Annotated in this window: 10 protein-coding genes and 1 pseudogene; 2 read left to right on the top strand and 9 right to left on the bottom strand. The window is 54.5% G+C overall.

The features are described 5' to 3' along the window. Positions 1-18 precede the first annotated feature (18 nt). The 4 genes from BLW11_RS13980 to BLW11_RS13995 form a co-directional block, all read right to left on the bottom strand. Positions 19-1092: a UDP-N-acetylmuramate dehydrogenase gene (locus BLW11_RS13980; protein WP_048358190.1), complete on the bottom strand. Its 1074-nt coding sequence runs from the start codon at positions 1090-1092 to the stop codon at positions 19-21. 12 nt (positions 1093-1104) lie between these two features. Next, the gene (locus BLW11_RS13985) at positions 1105-2403 is read right to left on the bottom strand and encodes an oligosaccharide flippase family protein (RefSeq protein ID WP_048358189.1); all 1299 of its coding nucleotides are present in this window, start codon (positions 2401-2403) and stop codon (positions 1105-1107) included. Positions 2404-3451: 1048 nt separating this feature from the next. Then, a complete protein-coding gene (locus tag BLW11_RS13990; protein WP_048358188.1) occupies positions 3452-5680 on the bottom strand; it encodes a polysaccharide biosynthesis tyrosine autokinase in 2229 nt (742 codons plus the stop codon). A gap of 40 nt (positions 5681-5720) precedes the next feature. Next, on the bottom strand, positions 5721-6161 hold the full coding sequence (locus BLW11_RS13995; protein WP_193790154.1) for a low molecular weight protein-tyrosine-phosphatase: 441 nt from the start codon (positions 6159-6161) through the stop codon (positions 5721-5723). A gap of 1064 nt (positions 6162-7225) precedes the next feature. Here BLW11_RS13995 and BLW11_RS14000 point away from each other — a divergent pair. Next, entirely contained in the window at positions 7226-9421 is a 2196-nt protein-coding gene (locus tag BLW11_RS14000; RefSeq protein WP_048358186.1) for an OsmC domain/YcaO domain-containing protein, read from the top strand. 213 nt (positions 9422-9634) lie between these two features. Further along, on the top strand, positions 9635-11425 hold the full coding sequence (locus BLW11_RS14005) for a putative bifunctional diguanylate cyclase/phosphodiesterase (protein WP_048358185.1): 1791 nt from the start codon (positions 9635-9637) through the stop codon (positions 11423-11425). Positions 11426-11488: 63 nt separating this feature from the next. Here the strand turns inward: BLW11_RS14005 and BLW11_RS14010 are convergent, their stop codons facing one another. From BLW11_RS14010 to BLW11_RS14030, 5 genes and pseudogenes are all read right to left on the bottom strand, one after another. Further along, positions 11489-12850 carry a cytochrome c gene (locus BLW11_RS14010; protein ID WP_048358184.1) on the bottom strand — a complete coding sequence of 454 codons (1362 nt, stop codon included), beginning with the start codon at positions 12848-12850 and terminating at the stop codon, positions 11489-11491. 3 nt (positions 12851-12853) lie between these two features. Next, the gene (locus BLW11_RS14015; RefSeq protein WP_048358183.1) at positions 12854-14476 is read right to left on the bottom strand and encodes a GMC family oxidoreductase; all 1623 of its coding nucleotides are present in this window, start codon (positions 14474-14476) and stop codon (positions 12854-12856) included. Further along, positions 14469-15005: a sugar dehydrogenase complex small subunit gene (locus tag BLW11_RS14020; RefSeq protein ID WP_048358182.1), complete on the bottom strand. Its 537-nt coding sequence runs from the start codon at positions 15003-15005 to the stop codon at positions 14469-14471. The genes BLW11_RS14015 and BLW11_RS14020 overlap by 8 nt, the downstream gene beginning before the upstream one ends. A 218-nt stretch (positions 15006-15223) precedes the next feature. Continuing rightward, a complete protein-coding gene (locus BLW11_RS14025; protein ID WP_048358181.1) occupies positions 15224-16339 on the bottom strand; it encodes a lactonase family protein in 1116 nt (371 codons plus the stop codon). Between the two features lie 132 nt (positions 16340-16471). Beyond that, a pseudogene (locus tag BLW11_RS14030) lies at positions 16472-17317 on the bottom strand (LysR substrate-binding domain-containing protein); the annotation flags it as partial. Positions 17318-17368: the final 51 nt, after the last annotated feature.

A 17368-nucleotide genomic window follows, 5' to 3' on the forward strand; every position in this document is an offset into this window, starting at 1 on the left:
GTCTCCGATATTTTATATTTAATTGATTAAATTGGCTTTTATTTTTTTATAGGTTTCGATAAATTCAGGTTTTATTGCCACGGAGGGTTCCAGTATCAATTCATTTTCAATGTGGAATCTAGATCCTAACCTTTTTTTAATTTCAATCATGTAATCTAATGAATCTCCAATAGGTGAGGTTCCTCTATTAATGAAAATATTCATACTTTTCTTAGATGGGGTATAGTTGTTTACGCTAATCTTTTTTGCTAGCAGCCAGTTTAGAGGGGTATTGTTAGGTTTCTTTCTGTTGAAAAATTTAGTTATTGGGTTTTTATATAATAATTTTGTTAAAATAAATGCGGCATTATATAGTTTTGTTTCATTTCGAATAATTTCTTGGTAGAAGTTACCGTTTACTGAAAACATACTTCCTAAATTCGGGTAGCAAAACTCTTGGTATGAGTGTCGTGCTATATGAAAAGCCTCGATTTTATCAGCGATCTCTTCTTGGTCGCCTGTTTCAATTTTAAATCGGACTCTTGTTATTATATTCCGCGTACCTTTGAAGGTTGATGTTCTATAGTTGAATTTACACATTTCTTTTGGCGCGGTTTTTATATTGCCTGCTTCGTCAATGTATTCAACTGAAATTATTTTGTCAGAAATTGAATATCCGTAGGCCCCTGCATTCATGAAAACACCACCGCCGACGCTGCCAGGGATGCCTTCGAGACCCTCAAAACCTTTCGCGCTATGTATTACCGCTACTCTGACAAAGTCCTGTAATGAGTACCCGCCCTCTACATCTATATATCCATCCGCAACTTCAATGCCGACTACGTTCTTGGTGGATAATATTACAGAGTATTCAATTTCATCGAAAAGAAGTACGTTGGAGGTGAATCCTATGGTTTTAAACTCTATTTTTTTTTGGATAAGATACTTTGTTGCTTTTATTAAATCGCTAACCGAGTTTGGGCAGATATATGTATTTACATTCCCACCGGTCTTGTAAAACGTCTCGAACTTAATATTGTAATTTTTTCTGTACCATATTTTTTCTGACTCTAGATAGAGTGATAAATTTTCTAACACTTCTAGGGTGCCCATATTAATTGTTTCTCATTGAGGTTCATGTGGTATAGATTTTCCTACTACTTTCTTTTGAGCAAAGTAGTAGTACAGTACTAGTAGTAGGAGATCAGATAGCACTGTTGATACTGCTGCGCCTATCACTTCGTATTTTGGTATTAGTAGAAGGCTCAAAGTTATCATGGTCAGCGCGGAAATACCCATAAGGTATACTTTTATCTTCATGTGTTCCTGGGTCAATAGGGCGGAGCCAGCGTTGCTTGCAACAAACCTAATAGGGGCGCAGATGGCTAAAACCTGCAAAACTACGATAGATGATTTGTATTCTTCGCCGAATAATATTGGAATTGCCCAGGGAGCTAGCGAGATGATACTAGCAAATGCCAATATTCCTAATGTCAGCATTGCTTTAGTCCCAATATTATAAACTTTTAGAAACTTTTCTCTGTCGTGATTTGCCCATCTATGAAGTTTTGGTAAAAGAAATTTTTGATAAATAACATTGGGTACCAGATAGACAGCTGTCATGACGGAAAAGGCTACGGCATAAGATGCAGATTGAGTTGGGCCGTTAATTAACCCTACAATTAAAATGTTTATTTGAAACATTATCAAGTGGAAAGTTGCTGCCATCCCGAATGGGAAGGCGTCAATTGCAACTTCTTTGACTGAAGGTTTTTTTGTTTGAAATGTTGACTGCTTGATTGAATGACCTTTCAGCGCCAACTTTCCATTTTTTAGTTTAGACATCTCGCGCACGCCCCATATTATGACTGGAAGGGACACTAGCGCGTATATGATAGAGGTTGTTAGGGAGTCTATTGCATACGGTGTGAATAGAATGGCAGCTGAAATTAAAATTAATCTTAGTCCGTGCGGTATTATTTGGATTGCGCTAAGTAATAAATACCTCTCTTCGAGTTGCAGTTTAGAGCTTGTTAGCTCTAAATATAGTTGTTGAATTATATATGTGCTAAGTATTACTAGTGAGTATTGCGTTACCTTTGTATTCGGTCCAATTATTGCCCAGGTAATTATTGCAGCTATAGAAAAAATCCCTGAAAATTTTATGAAATCAAATGATGGTGAAATCCATCTTATGCCTGCGTGACCTTCAACACCGAAGATTTTTAGCCAGAGTTGAGCGACTCCAAAACCCGCTACAGGGACAAGTATCGATGCTGCCGAAAGTGCAGATGCAAAAGCGCCATACTCTGTAGGTCCTAGTGTTCGCGCCAAGATCACCTGTGTTATGAAAGCACAGAAGGCACCCAGTAAAGAGCCAAGCCAAAGAAATGATATGGCGTGTAACATCTTCTTGATGTTCATCTGCAGGTGAAATATATTTTTGAAGTTTTTAATATTTTTGCTACCGTTTGATTGATGAATGATTACGTCCTGCAGAAGTTTAAGCTGTGCAGGCTTGATGGTAAATTATTGCTAGTGTTTGTGGTTTGCAGAAAAACATTTTCGAATGGTGATGGTGTTATCTCTCGGCATGCTACCGCCACAGCATTATTCTCTGATTCCTGCAAGCGATGACATATATCGAGTTTTTCGAGTTGCTCTGTGACGAAAAGCGGAAGTAACAATTTTCAGTGCTTGAAATCAAAATAAATCAGATCAATATTCGTATTGATAATAAGTATATTTGGCTAAAACTCTCTTATGCACATGACTGAGAATTGAATTTTACAAGATAGAGACGAAAAAGCGTGTCACAATCAAGTTTTTGTCAGATCAATTTCGTCAGGTTTTGATGCCTATTGCGTGAATTGCCGTATCGTGGTTTTGGCGTTCGGCCAGAATTTCCGACAGACTATTTTTGCCTGAGGCTCCCATGACTTTACGTAAATAACCTTTGCACAGATTCAAATCTAGCGAGCACTGCTTGCTGGCGCAGTTTGCGCGACAACTGTCACAAGGTGGATGGAAGTGAAATTCTACCGACTAGTTTCAGATTATCGACAGCGGTGCCGATGTTGATGCGAGATCTGATAAGTTCAACTTGTGTAGCTGATGAAGATTCGTTTCCAAACATACTATCCATATTAGAAAGCTCAGAGTTTCTCATTTCTTTGGTTCGACCTGGACTAAGGCTGTCGCCTGCTACACGTACGAACTAATACGATATACGATGCATCTGCGGTCATCAAATAACATTAAGATGTATGAGCCAAATAGTGCTTTATGGTACTAGCAGTACATTTTGCTATAAGTTGCCGTAGCAGGTGTTCAGGAATGCTACCGCCCCAGGATTAAATGCTACTCCCTGAAAGCGGATACTATCGGTTGTTATTGTGCTCTGTCCTGAATAAGCACTAAAAAACGCCCTTATGTTGTCAGGGCGCCAAGGTAGTAAGCAGTCTTAGGTAAATTAAACTTTGTCGGACTTGTATTCGTAGTTGTAATACCCATAAGCGCCATAGCCATACTTGGCCGAAGCGCGGCGTTCTACCCCGTTGAAAATGGCGCCTTTAAGGTCGATACCATTCTGCGCAAAGCGGCGCATGGTCAGTTCAACTTCACGGGCCGGGTTGAGTTCGAAGCGGGTCACAATGAGGTTGGTGCCCGACTGGCGGCCGACAATGGCGGCATCGGTAACCGCCAGGAATGGCGGGGTGTCAAGGATGACCAAGTCGTACTGGGCGCTGACCTGCTCGAGGAACTCGCTGAAGTTTTTATGCATCAACAGTTCAGACGGGTTGGGCGGAATTTGCCCGCGGCCAATCACAAACAGGTTTTCGACCTCTGTTTTATGGGTGGCTGCGTTCAGGTCGCAGCGCTTGGTCAGCAGGTCGGACAAGCCGTTTTCAACCGGGATGTCGAACATTTTGTGGATATAGCCTTTGCGCATGTCCACGTCCACCAACAACACACGCTGGCCGGATTGGGCGATAACTGCGGCCAGGTTGGCCGACACAAAGGACTTGCCCACTTTGGGGCTTGGGCCGGAAATCATCAGGCGGTTGTTGTCGGCTTCCAGCATGGCAAAGTGCAAGCTGGTGCGCAGGCTGCGCAGGCCTTCAATCGCCAGGTCTGTCGGGTGGCTGCTGGCAAGCAGGGGGGTCGCACGGCGGCCACGGCCGGATGAGCTTTTGCCGTCTTCTACTTTTTGCAGGGAGCTGAATGGAATGGAGGCATACACCGGCAGGCCAAGCTTTTCGATATCTTCCGGGTTTTCCACGCCGCGATTCAGGGCCTTGCGAAACAATACATAACCAACGGCTATCAAGCCGCCGAGCAAGGTGGCAATCAGCACGATCAAGGGTTTATTTGGCTTGACCGGGCTACGCGTATCTACATCGGCGACATCGATCAGGCGCACATTGCCGACGGTGCCGGCACGCATCACGTCCAGTTCCTGGGATTTGTTCAGTAACTGGGTATAAATTTCGGTGCTGACTTTAAGGTCGCGGGTCAGGCTTAACACTTCCTGTTGGGTGGTTGGCAGCCCCTCAACCTGTTTGGCGAGCCGTTTTTGTTTGCTGGTTAGTTCCGCCAGTTGCCCCATCAGTGCACGATAGGCCGGGTGCTGAGGGGTGAATTTACGGTCCATCTCGGCTTGTTGCAGTTTCAAGGTGGAGATACTGGTGTCCAGTGCCACTATCTGGTCGAGAATGGCCTTGGCTTCAAGGCTGATATCAATCGACTTGCTGCGAATTTGAAATGCATTCAATGCATTTTCAGCTTTTTCCAGATCCTGACGTACTTGCGGCAGTTGGTCTTTCAGGAAGCCTAGGCTCTGCTCTGCTTCAGCGGAAGTACGCTCAATATTTTGCTGTACATACAGACGGGCAATTTCATTGAGCGTCTGGATTGCTTTCGAGGGGTCTGTGCTCTCTAGCGCAAGGCTGATCATGCCGGATTCTTTACCGCGCTCCGCTACATCCAGCACTTTCTGATAATTCAAAATAGCTGTGAGGCGAGGCTCGCGCGTGACACTGAACTCCGTTCCAGGGTTTGCGCGCAAACGCTCAACGAGTAACTTGATACCCTCTTTGTTGTACAGTTCTCCGACCATGGCTTCAGCCAGAATATTGTTGTCTTCGTCTTTCAAGACAAAATTGCCCGCTTCTCCGTTAATCAGGGTCAGTTCCTGGCCTAATAACTCAGCAGGCAATTCAAGTTCGGCGATTTTTAGTTGTTCCCCGCCCCAGGCATAACTGTTAAAGCCCAGCACTGGAGAGGCCAAGTCGGTGCCTGGTTCTGGTTTAAAACGACGGGCTAAAAATTCGCCGATCAGTGGGAAATAGTTGGGTTCAATTTCGATATCCAACTGCAAATTATCGACCGCAGTGCCGATAGTTTTACGCGACTTGATCAGTTCAATTTCTGTTGCCGATGGCGATTCTTTGCCCAACATTCCTCCGATATCAGAGAAACCCAGCGGGTCACTTTTCTTGGGTTCAACCTGAATCAGCGCATTCGCCTGGTACACCGGTGTAGCCAGCAGCGCGTAAGCAACGCCTGCAACCATAAAGGCGCCCGTAACCCCGGCAATCAACCATTTGTGGTCGAGCAGCGTGCCCAACAGCCCCATAAGGTCAATTTCGTCGTTGTCGTCATCTTGTTCATGGGGCTTTGTCACGGGTGCTTGCTGCATAAGTCGGTTCTTTTTCTTCACAGATAATTCGTGGAATGACTCAGCGTTTAATACGCTGGGCCCATGCATTTACAGCGGCGTCAATCAGTGCGTACGCGTGCACAAAAGCAGGCTTGCCCTGGCGGTACGGGTCGTTGATTTCGCGGTTGTCTTGCCATTTGCCCAGCAGAAACACTTTGCCCCTCGCCTCGGGAGCGAGGCTTAGGACACCACCAATATGGTGTTGTTCCATGACCAATATAAGATCAGCCTCATTTATCTTGGCGGCAGTCAGTTGGGTGGAGATGTGTTCAGGCACGGCGTGGCCGTGTTCTTCAAGAACAGCGGCAGCAGTGGCTTCGATGGGCTTGCTTTTTACGGCGCTGAGGCCTGCGGAGCTCACGACGATGTCGGACGGCGTCAAGGCGACCCGCATGAGATGTTCGGCGGTAGGGCTGCGGCAAATATTGCCAATGCAGACAATCATGATTCGTTTAAACAAGGCAGCTTCCTTTGTGCCAAACATGCTCAGCCGGCGAGAGCATTTAACGATTCGCCACGACCAATATCCCCGATCCAGGGAATGGCGGTGCCTATCAATAAAGGCTGCCCTCATCAGTTTGATGTGGCGATGGCCTGGGCGGAAGCACAGTTGCTCCCGCTTTATTACGGATAATGGGTCGTTACGAAGTGAATACCGAAAATACTAACTGCGAAGCCATCGCAATATCAACCTTTAAATAGGCAAAGATTTTTATTCGGGCTACATAGCTGCTAATCAATAGCTATCGACTGACAATAAATAACATTTTTGCCATTCTCGACTAAAAATAACCCTGCCCAATGGCAGGTATCAGGGGCGTGGCCCTGTGCTAGCAGGCGCTGCCCCGGGCTGTGGTGAAGCCCTTGCCGGGGCCGTCACCAGGTGAATCTGGTGAGCGAAGGCCGTTTTTTATTGGTCTGAACGCGGGTTTTCGGGGCGCGGATCTGGCATCCGGGTCGCGCCGTGCTCAGTGCAATATGCCGATAGTGGCATTATGACATGCCTGTGTATATAGCGGCGGTGAAGCGGTTTTCATATGTTCGGGTTGTGGGTGGAACTCTGAATGTTAGTTGGCGCGAAGCGGTTCATATAAGCGTTAACTTGTTAGTTTGCCCGGGAAGTTAGTGCATGCAGGAAGTGTCGCATATATGACTTGTCGCAAGTAAGTCACTTGAGTGAAGTCTGTGGACATGGCAGAGGGATTGGGTGAGTTGTGTCTCTGTAACGCCGCGCGGAATGGTTTTTTCGACGGTTTCGTCGCCGAACGCAGTCTTCGTTCCTCGGCTGCCGCTTCTGTAAAGCTTCAGCTGTGGGGGCGAGCCTGCTCGCGAACGGCTTTCGCGAGCAGGCTCGCTCCCACTGGGGATGCCCAGAGCAGCTACAGGTTTTGTGTTGTGGCTGCGATCTGAATACGGGTTTTGACGTGTGCCGGTGGGCGGTGGGTGTGCAAAAGCGCAAGACTTCAAGCTCAAAAGCCGGATAATGACCGCCAATTATTTAACTGGTTATTCTGGTAATCCTGCATGGAAATCAAGGTCAATTTTCTCGACAACCTTCGACTTGAAGCCAAGTTTGATGACTTCACCGTGGTTGCCGATCAGCCGATCCGCTATAAGGGCGATGGCTCGGCACCTGGTCCGTTCGATTACTTTCTGGCTTCGTCGGCGTTGTGTGCGGCTTACTTTGTAAAGCTGTACTGCGATACCCGTAATATCCCCACCGATAATATCCGGCTGTCGCAGAACAATATTGTTGACCCGGAAAACCGCTATAACCAGATTTTCAAGATTCAGGTCGAGCTGCCGGCTGATATCAGCGCCAAGGACCGTCAGGGCATTTTGCGCTCCATTGACCGGTGTACGGTCAAGAAGGTGGTGCAAACCGGGCCTGAGTTTGTGATTGAAGAGGTGGAGAACCTGGACGCCGATGCGCAGGCCTTGCTGATGCCTGTTTCCGGTTCCGGTGAGGGCACCTTCATTGCCGGCAAGGATCTGCCGCTGGAACAAACCATCGCCAATATGTCGGCCATTCTGGCGGGCCTGGGCATGAAGATCGAAATCGCTTCGTGGCGCAATATCGTGCCCAATGTGTGGTCGCTGCATATCCGCGATGCGCAGTCGCCGATGTGTTTCACCAATGGCAAGGGCTCCACCAAGGAGGGCGCACTGGCGTCGGCCCTGGGGGAGTTTATCGAGCGTCTGAACTGCAACTTCTTCTATAACGATCAGTTCTGGGGCGAAGAGATCGCCAACGCGGACTTCGTGCATTACCCCGAGGAGCGCTGGTTCAAGCCGGGGCGCAAGGATGAGCTGCCGGTCGAGATTCTCGATCCGTACTGCCTGAAGGTTTACAACCGTGATGGCGAGCTGCGTGGCTCGCATCTGATTGACACCAACTCCGGGAATGAAGAGCGCGGTATCTGTTCGTTGCCGTTTGTGCGCCAATCGGACGGTGAGGTGGTGTATTTCCCGTCCAACCTGATCGAAAACCTGTTCCTGAGCAACGGCATGAGCGCCGGCAATACCCTGGCCGAAGCTCAGGTGCAGTGCTTGTCGGAGATTTTCGAGCGTGCGGTGAAGCGTGAAATCATCGAGGGTGAGTTCGCCCTGCCGGATGTGCCGCCAGCCGTGCTGGCCAAGTATCCCGGGATTCTGGCCGGTATCCAGGCGCTTGAAGAGCAGGGGTTCCCGGTGCTGGTCAAGGATGCGTCCCTGGGCGGTGAGTTCCCGGTGATGTGCGTCACCCTGATGAACCCGCGTACGGGGGGTGTTTTCGCTTCGTTCGGCGCTCACCCGAGTCTGGAAGTGGCGCTGGAGCGCAGCCTCACCGAGCTGCTGCAAGGCCGCAGTTTCGAAGGCCTCAATGATTTGCCGCAGCCGACCTTTGAAGGTCACGCGGTGACTGAGCCCAACAACTTCGTTGAGCACTTCATCGATTCCAGCGGTGTGGTGTCGTGGCGCTTCTTCAGCTCCCAGTCGGATTACGAATTTGTCGAGTGGGACTTCTCCGGCCAGGGTGAAGACTCCAATGCCCAGGAAGCCGAGACTCTGTTCGGCATTCTCGAAGGCATGGGCAAGCAGGTGTACATGGCCGTGTACGAGCATATCGGCGCCAAGGCCTGCCGCATTCTGGTACCGGACTATTCGGAGATTTACCCGGCGGATGACCTGATCTGGGACAACACCAACAAAGCGCTGTTTTTCCGTGCCGATATCCTCAACTTGCACGCTCTGGACGATGAGGGCCTGCAGGCACTGGTTGAGCGTCTGGTGGAGAGCGAACTGGATGACTACACCGATATCACCACATTGATCGGTATCGAGTTTGACGAGAACACGCCTTGGGGCAAGTTGACGATTCTGGAGTTGAAGCTGCTGATCCATCTCGCCCTTCAGCAATTTGAAGAGGCTAAAGAAGCGGTCGAAATGTTCCTGCAGTACAACGACAACACCGTCGAACGTGGCTTGTTCTACCAGGCTGTGAACGTGGTGCTGGAAATGAAGCTGGACGAGGACCTTGAGCTGGAAGACTACGAGGCCAACTTCCGCCGGATGTTTGGCAGCGAGCGCACCGATGCCGCGATTGGTTCGGTGGACGCCAGCGTACGTTTTTACGGCCTTACACCCACCAGCATGAAGCTGGAAGGCCTCGACAGGCACCTGCGCCTGATCGAAAGCTACAAAAAACTGCACAGCGCGCGGGCCAAAACGGTGGCATGAGCCGTTAAGCCGTCACGCTGACAAAAAGCACCTTCGGGTGCTTTTTTGTTTTTTGCGCCCGGGTGCTGCTTTGATTGGTTGCCGCCCGTGGTGAAGGGCCCATATCGGTGCTTTACTCCATCCTTATATGGCCTCGCAGTGACGAGTGACGGGCCAGCCTCCAGCAGATCAGGCCTCAAGCCGCCTTTGCAGCCTCTTATTTGAGCGCTCTCCATGTCCAATACACCTGCCACACTGTTGATCGTTGACGATGATGTACATGTTCGCGAACTGCTGGAGCTGCTGTTGCAAGACCAGGGTTACCGCACGCTGACGGCCAGCTCCGGTGAACAGGCCCTGGCCATGGTGGCGCAACAGGCGCCGGACTTGATCCTGCTGGACGCCATGTTGCCGGGCACTGACGGTTATCAGGTGGCCCGCCAGCTCAAGGCCAACCAGTCGACGGCCAATATCCCGATCATCATGCTGTCGGCCCTTGGCGAGCAAAGTGCCCGTTTGTTGGGGCTGGAGGCGGGGGCTGAAGACTTTCTCAGCAAGCCGGTGGCCAGTGACGAGCTGTGGTTGCGGGTGCGCAACCTGTTACGGCTCAAGGCCTTTGGCGACAATCAGGCGGTCAACACCCTGATGCTGGAGCAGCAACTGCAAAAGCGCACCATCGACCTGGAGCGGTTCCGCACGGCGATGGGCGGTGATGAGCGCCTGCTGAAAATGGTCAACTACGACCCGCTGACCGGCTTGCCCAATCGCAACCTGTTCTACACCACGTTGCAGATGGGCCTGACCCAGGCGGAGCTGCGGGGCTGGCAGTTGGCCGTGGTCACGGTTGGCCTCAACGATCTTAAAAACATCAACCAGACCTGGGGCCATGCGATGGGGGATCAGGTGTTGGCCGAGTTCAGCCATCGCCTGTCCAATTGCCTGAACGTCAGTGACACCCTGGGGCGGATGGACGGTGACGAACTGGCATTGATCCTGATGATCCGCAAGGGCCAGCCCGGGCCCCGGCAGATGGTGGATCGCATCCGTGAAGTGCTGCGCGAGCCGTTCAAGCTGCCCGGGCATGACATCCCGCTCACGGCGTGTATCGGCATTGCCCTGTACCCGGACGATGGAGCTGACGCACACCGGCTGATCAAGCATGCGAATACGGCCATGGGCCGATCCAAGCTGGCGGGCAGGGATACTTACAGGTTTTATACAGCGCAGATGAATGTCGAGGTTCTGGCGCGCCAGGAACTGGAAACTGCGCTGCGCGATGCGGTGCGCAAGCAGGCATTCGAAGTGTATTACCAACCCAAGATAGGCTTGGTTGACGGTCAGATCTGCGGTGTCGAAGCGCTGTTGCGCTGGCACCGGCCGGGGATGACCACGGTTTCTCCAGCGGTGTTTGTGCCGGTGCTGGAGAGCCTTGGGCTTATCTCCCACGTGGGTCAGTGGGTGATTGACCGGGTGTGCAATCAGATTTCGATTTGGCAGCAAGCGGGTCTGGGGCAGGTGGAAGTTGCGGTGAACGTGTCGGCGCAGCAGATCAGCGAAGGGGATCTGGTCAATGATATCCAGCGCTCGCTCAAGGCCCATCAGCTGGAGCCGCAATGGCTTGAAGTGGAGCTGACCGAAGGGTCGCTGCTGGAAAATACGCCCCACACCGTCGCCAGCTTGCTGACGCTTCGAGATATCGGGGTGAAGATCTCGATTGATGACTTTGGTACCGGGTATTCGAGCCTTGCTTACCTGAGCCGGTTTCCCATCGACAAGCTGAAAATTGATATCGCGTTTATCCGCGAGGTCACCAATAACCCTCAGGATGCGGCCATCGCCCGTACCATCATTGAGCTGGCCCACAGCCTTGAATTGGAGGTTATTGCTGAAGGGGTGGAGACGGTTGAACAGTTGGAATTCTTGACCGAGAACGGTTGTGACCAGGTTCAAGGCTACCTGTTTTGCCGGCCCCTGCCGCCGTTGGAGCTGGAGGCGCTGTTGCGCGACCCTCGCTGTTTTATTTGACCCTCGATGGCATCCCGGGTTTTGCCTGGCAAACCCCGGGATGCACTCCATCAGCGGCTGCTGTCAGGGCTGACGTTTACGCCTCACCCACCACAACCCCAGCAAGATCAGCACCACCACCCCTGCGCCAATCGCGCCCTGGGCCAGAGCGGCCAGGTGTGATGTCGGGCCGCCTGCGCGCAGTTCCTTGACCTGAGCTGAGCTGACGTTGACTTGCGGGTTGCCGTAATGCCCGGTCAGGTAGGTGGCCAGTGTCGCCACTTGCTGATCGCTCAGGGTGTTGGCAAAGCCTTGCATCCTGATGTCCTGGCCGTCAGCGCCGCGTTTGACACCGTCCAGTATTGCCATCACCAGGTTGTTGGGATGACTGCGCCCGACCGCAGTGTTGTGCAGCAACGATGGCAGGCCACCGTCGAAGCTGCCCTGGCCTTGCGCCTGATGGCAGGTGCTGCAATAGGCATCGTACAGCTGGGCTCCGGTCATTTTGTCGCCATCTTCCGGCAAGGCCACGCCGCGAATACTGTCCAGCTCATCGGTTTTTTGCCCCAGGGCATACACCGGTTTGCTGTCGGCCGCTTCTTGCCAGGCAGGCACGCTCTTGAGGTAGACGGCAATCGCTTGCAGGTCGCTGTCGCTGAGGTGCTGCAGGCTGTGATCCACCGCTTCGGCCATGGGCCCGGCAGCCTGGGCCTTGCCTTGGGCTTCGCCGGTCTTGAGGTAGGCGACCAGCTCTGCATTGTCCCAGCCACCAATACCGCTGTTGCGATCCGAGGTGATATTGGGCGCATGCCAGGGGCCAACATCGCCCCCCGCCAGTTCCCTGGACGGCATTTCGGCCATCAGCAGGTTGCGCGGTGTATGGCAGGTGCCGCAGTGGGTCAGGCCTTGTACCAGGTAGGCACCCCGGTTCCATTGGGCATCGCGGCCAGCGTCGGCGACGAAGGGCTTGCTGTCCAGGAACAGCAGGTTCCAGCCCGCCATGGACAGGCGGATATTGAACGGGAACGGCAGGGCGGTGGCTTGGGTGCTCGTGTCTACCGGTTCTACGGCATTGATGAAGTAGGCATACATGGCCTGGATGTCTTCATCGCTGACTTTGGCGTACGAGGTGTAAGGCATGGCCGGGTACAGGTGCTGGCCATCGGCGCGAATGCCTTTGCGCACTGCGTCGCTGAATTGCTCCAGGCTGTAGTTGCCGATACCGGCGGTTTTTGACGGGGTGATATTGGTGGCGATGATTTCGCCAATCGGGGTGGGTAATGCCAGGCCGCCTGCAAACGGCCTGCCGCCGGGCACGCTGTGGCAGGCCACGCAGTCACCTGCGGTGGACAGGTATTTGCCACGCTGGATCTGTGCGTCGTCGCCGGCGTTGGCGTTGAGGGCTACCAGCATCAGGGCCGCGAATGAAGTGAGGGTCCGATTCATGGTTCAGCCCCGCCCTTGTTGTGTGGCGATGATCCGGTCCGGCAGGATGTGTTGGGCGGTGCGCAACGTCAGTGCGGCGGCGGTCAGGGTCGAGTTCATGGTGGCAGAGGTGGGCATTACACCGGTGCTGCAAATAAACAGGTTGTCGTGGTCATGGGTGCGGCCATAGCTGTCGCACACCGAGGTTTTCGGGTCTGTACCCATGCTCATGGTGCCGGTGATGTGCTGGTTGTTGGCGAAGCTGCCTTCGGCGCTGTAGCGCAGGTTGGTGCCGCCCATCAGCTCGGCAATCCGGGCGAAGTCCTTGTGCGACTGCACTGCACCCTTGCGGGTGTACTCGTCGATGGCGTAGTTGACCTTGGGTTTTGGCAGCCCCAGCTTGTCTTTTTGATCGCTGAGGCTAATGCGGTTTTCGGGATTTGGCAGCACTTCCAGCACGTCCTTGAGGCTCATTTCAAAGGCCGCACGGTGACGCAGTTGCTTCTCGAATTCGGTGCCGTATACGCCGTTGGCAATCAGCGCATCGGTCGCACCGTTGACCCGCGAAATATTGGTGAAGTCGAGGCGGTACGGTGCATGTTGTGAGCGGAACTGGCCGTCGCGCATGGTGTTGATCGAGCTTGGGCTTTGCGGGCCGCGTCCGAGCCACAGCTCTTCTTCGGCATCGAAGGTGAGTGAGGTGCTCGGGTGATCCATCAGGTTGCGGCCCACCATGCCGGAGCTGTTGGCCAGGCCGTTGGGGTATTTTTCGCTGGCCGACATCAGCAGCAGTTTCGGGCTTTCAATGCCGTTGGCGGCGAGGATGAAGGTCTTGCCAGTGACGCGGTGCGATTGCTTGTCGGGGTCGTAGTAGTGCACCGCAACGATACGGCCTTTGTCGTCGTGTTCTATGCGATACACCACGGCGTTGATATGCAGTGTTGCGCCTGCGTCCACGGCCGTCTTGATCGCAATGCCGCCATGGTATTGCGCGTCGATCGGGCAGATCGGCTGGCAGCTGTTGTTGCCGCAACAGGCCGGGCGACCGTCGTAGGCGCGACTGTTACGGGCCGTGGTGTTGCCCACCACCGCGTAAGTGGGGGCAAGGCGCTCGCGGATCCGGCGCATGGCGTAGGGTTCGGTTACAGGCTCCATCGGAAACGGCTGGCTGCGGGGGGAGCCGGTGTTGTCGGCTCCGGACACGCCCCAGATCTCTTCCGCCGCCTGGTAGAACGGATCGAGTTCTTCGTAGGTCATGGGCCAGTCGACGCCCAGGTTGTAGAGGGTCTTGATGCGCATGTCGCCTGGCACCAGACGCCAGGCCTGGGCTGCCCAGTGCCAGGTGGTACCGCCCACGCCACGGATATATTCAGCAGGGTAGGGGTAGGGGCCGCCCTGGATCAGGTAGCCGTTGTCTGTCGGTTTGTATACCGGGTGCGGGGCCCATTCACTGCAGGTGTAGGGCGACATCCAGTCGCTTTTGCGCGTCGAATTGCGAAAGGCTGCGACCACACGGCCGCGCTCGATGGGGCCGCCGGCTTCCAGGATCAGCACCGAAGCGCCTTGCTTGAGCAGGTGGGTGGCGGCCATGGCGCCGCAGATCCCCGAGCCGATAATGACGATGTCTGCAGACAGTTGATCAGACATGATTGCTCACCTCGGTGGTCGGGTTGCGTGCCCAGCTGCCGTACACGCCATAGGCATAGGTCGGCGGCTTGAGCACATCGGCAACTATTTGCGCATTCAGTGCATGCTCGTAAGCCAGGCATCGCGCCTGTGCACCGCTGCCTACCACGCCCATGAACCAGGCGGTGGCAATCTTGCGCGGCACACCGGCCAGCGCAGATTTTTCGTCATCGAGGGTTTTTTGCAGGTGCATCGGTTCCAGCTGGCGCTCATTGATCAGGGCCAGCAGGTCTTTGGACGACTGGGCAAAGCCCGGGTCCTGCTCAACCAGTGCCTTGAACAGCATGTTTGCCAGCACCGGGTCGAGGCTTTGGCGACCGGCGATGATCGCCGATAAGGCGACAAAGGCGCCTTGTTCGGGGGTGTCGACCGTTTCGGCCAGCGCGAAAGGGATCAGGGAGGCGGTGTAGGCAGTGAGCATGCCTTTAAGCAGCGTCCGCCTGGACGGTATTAGCGCACAAGGGCTGTTATTTTCAATCAGGCTGTTCATGGTGCTTCCTGTCGTTGCAGGTTGTCGTTATGGGGTGGGGCTTTTGCAATCACGGTGAGGTTATTACCGGGTCGATCATAACAAACAAATTAGCTAGCTAACTATTTAGCTAGCAGCACCAGGCAGTCAACGGCTCAGATTGAGGTATAGCGCAGCTTTGCGGGTGAAGCGGTTATTTTGCGGGGCGGCCTTGTCCGCCCCGCAAGCCACCTGTGGGGCTACGGATAACTGACGGTCAGCACCCAGTTCGCACCCTTGCCCGAGGGCGCGGCGGCATGGCGGGTGAGGGTGCCCAGGTGCGGGTCGATGGCATACACGCCCACCTCGGGGCTTTTCTCACCGGTGACCAGCAACCATTGCCCCGTCGGGTCTACGGCCAGCCCCCGGGGCTGTTGCTCGACCTTGAGGTGTTGCACCCGGCGCGGCAAGCCGCTGTGCGGGTCGATTGCAAACACGCTCACCGTGCTGGCGGTACGTTCCGAGGTGTAGAGGAAGCGCCCGTTGGGCGTCAGCCGGATATCCGCTGCCCAGATCAGGTTGTCCGCCAAGGGCGGCGGTGCCGGTTGCCCGGGTTTGAGCATGGGCCGGCCCATACCGCGTGCCAGGCCCGAGCCTTCGGGCAGTGCGTCAACTTCATCAAGTGCGCTGAGTTGCCCGCTTTGGGGGTCGATAGCGAAGGTACTGACGCTGGCGGTCATTTCATTGAGCAGGTACAAAAACCGGTTGTCCGCCGATAGAACCAGATGGCGCGGCCCGCTGCCCTGTGGCAGCTGGACTGTGGCCAGCGGGGTGAGTGCCCCGCTGGCGGGGTCGAAGTTGAACGCCAGCAGTTGGTCGGCGCCCAGGATGGTGGCGTACACAAAGCGGTTGCTGGCGTCGACGATGATCGAATGGGCGCTGGGCCCCGTTTCGATCACGTGCTGCGGGTTGTCGCTGACCACGCCTTCGGCATTGATTGCGTTGACGCTGAGCAGGTCGTCACCGTAGGACGCGCCAAACAGGTAGCGCCCGCTGTTGTCGGTCGAGATATAGACCAGGCTGTCGGCCGCCGTGGCGCTTTTCACAAGCGTGAGTACGCCGTTGGCCGGGTCGATGTCGTAGGTGGCCAGCGTAAAGGGTTTGCCCCGGATGGAGGCGTAGAGCTTGCTGCGGTCGGGGCTCAGGGCGAGGGACATGGCGCCTGCACCCGCTTCGAGGGTGGCCAGGGGCTGCAATTGGCCTTCGGCGGACAGTTGGTAGCTGCTGAGGGTGCCGTCAGCGGCGTTGGACACATAGACAAAGGTCCGGCTCGGCGCGGAGCTGGCAGGGCGTTGGAGCGGGGCAGTGCCTGGCATCTTCGGTATTTCCTTATAGGTATTCAGGGGCGGCATGGACAGGTTGTAGATGCGGTGTACTTACGAAACCGGCCTGGGGTTTTGTTGATCGCCTGTAATCGCTGATGAGTGGAGCGAGGCTGCGGTCGGCGACCCCTGACTGCTCTTGATCAGCTCATAGGCCCGGCGTACCAACGGGTTCACCGTGTTGGCGCGGATCCACAGGTAATACGTCACGTCCGGCAGGCGGGGCAGGCCATCGTTTTCACCCAGCACACGCATGTCGGGGCCGAGCATTTCCATGCTTCTTGGGGTTACCCCGAGCCCTGCGCGGATTGCCGCCTTGATGCCGATCAGGTTCGAGGCCAGGTACGCCTGGCGCCAGGGAATATTGGCCTGTTCCAGGGCCTCCAGGGCGTAGCGCCGGTAGATGCTCGGCTCATCCACCAGGATCAGCGGCAAGGGTTCGCCGGGGGTGTGGACGTACTGCGCCGAGCAGATCCACCACACCGGCGAGGTGCGCAACGGGAAACCTTCGAGGTTCGGGGCCTGGCGCGTGGAGATCACCATGTCGACCTTGCCGCGGTGCAGGTCGTCCATCAGGAACGGGCTGCGGCCAACATCGATTTCCAGGCGCAAACGCGGAGCCGAACGGGCGATATGGCTGAGGATCGGCGGCAGTATGGTGTCTGCAATGTCGTGGGGCGATCCGATGCGCAGCACGCCACTGAGGCTGTTTTCGCGCAAGGAGTTGAGCGCCTCGTCGTTGAGGGTGAGCATTTGCCGGGCATGGCGCAGCAACTGCTGGCCGGCTTCGGTGAGCTGCTTTTGGCGCCCGCGTTTCTCGAACAGGCTCACTCCGACCTGCTGCTCCAGGCGCTGCATCTGCTGGGTGACCGACGATTGCGTGCGGGCCAGTTGCGCGCCTGCCTGGGCAAAGCCGTGGTGGTCTACCACGGCAATAAAGGTGCGCAGTAATTCGAGGTCGAGGGTCTCCATGGTGGTTTTCGGCCTGCCTTGTATCAAGAGGATGAGAATAAAGATTACATA

Origin of the sequence: Pseudomonas deceptionensis, from assembly GCF_900106095.1 — a bacterium.
GTDB classification, from domain to species: Bacteria; Pseudomonadota; Gammaproteobacteria; order Pseudomonadales; family Pseudomonadaceae; genus Aquipseudomonas; species Aquipseudomonas deceptionensis.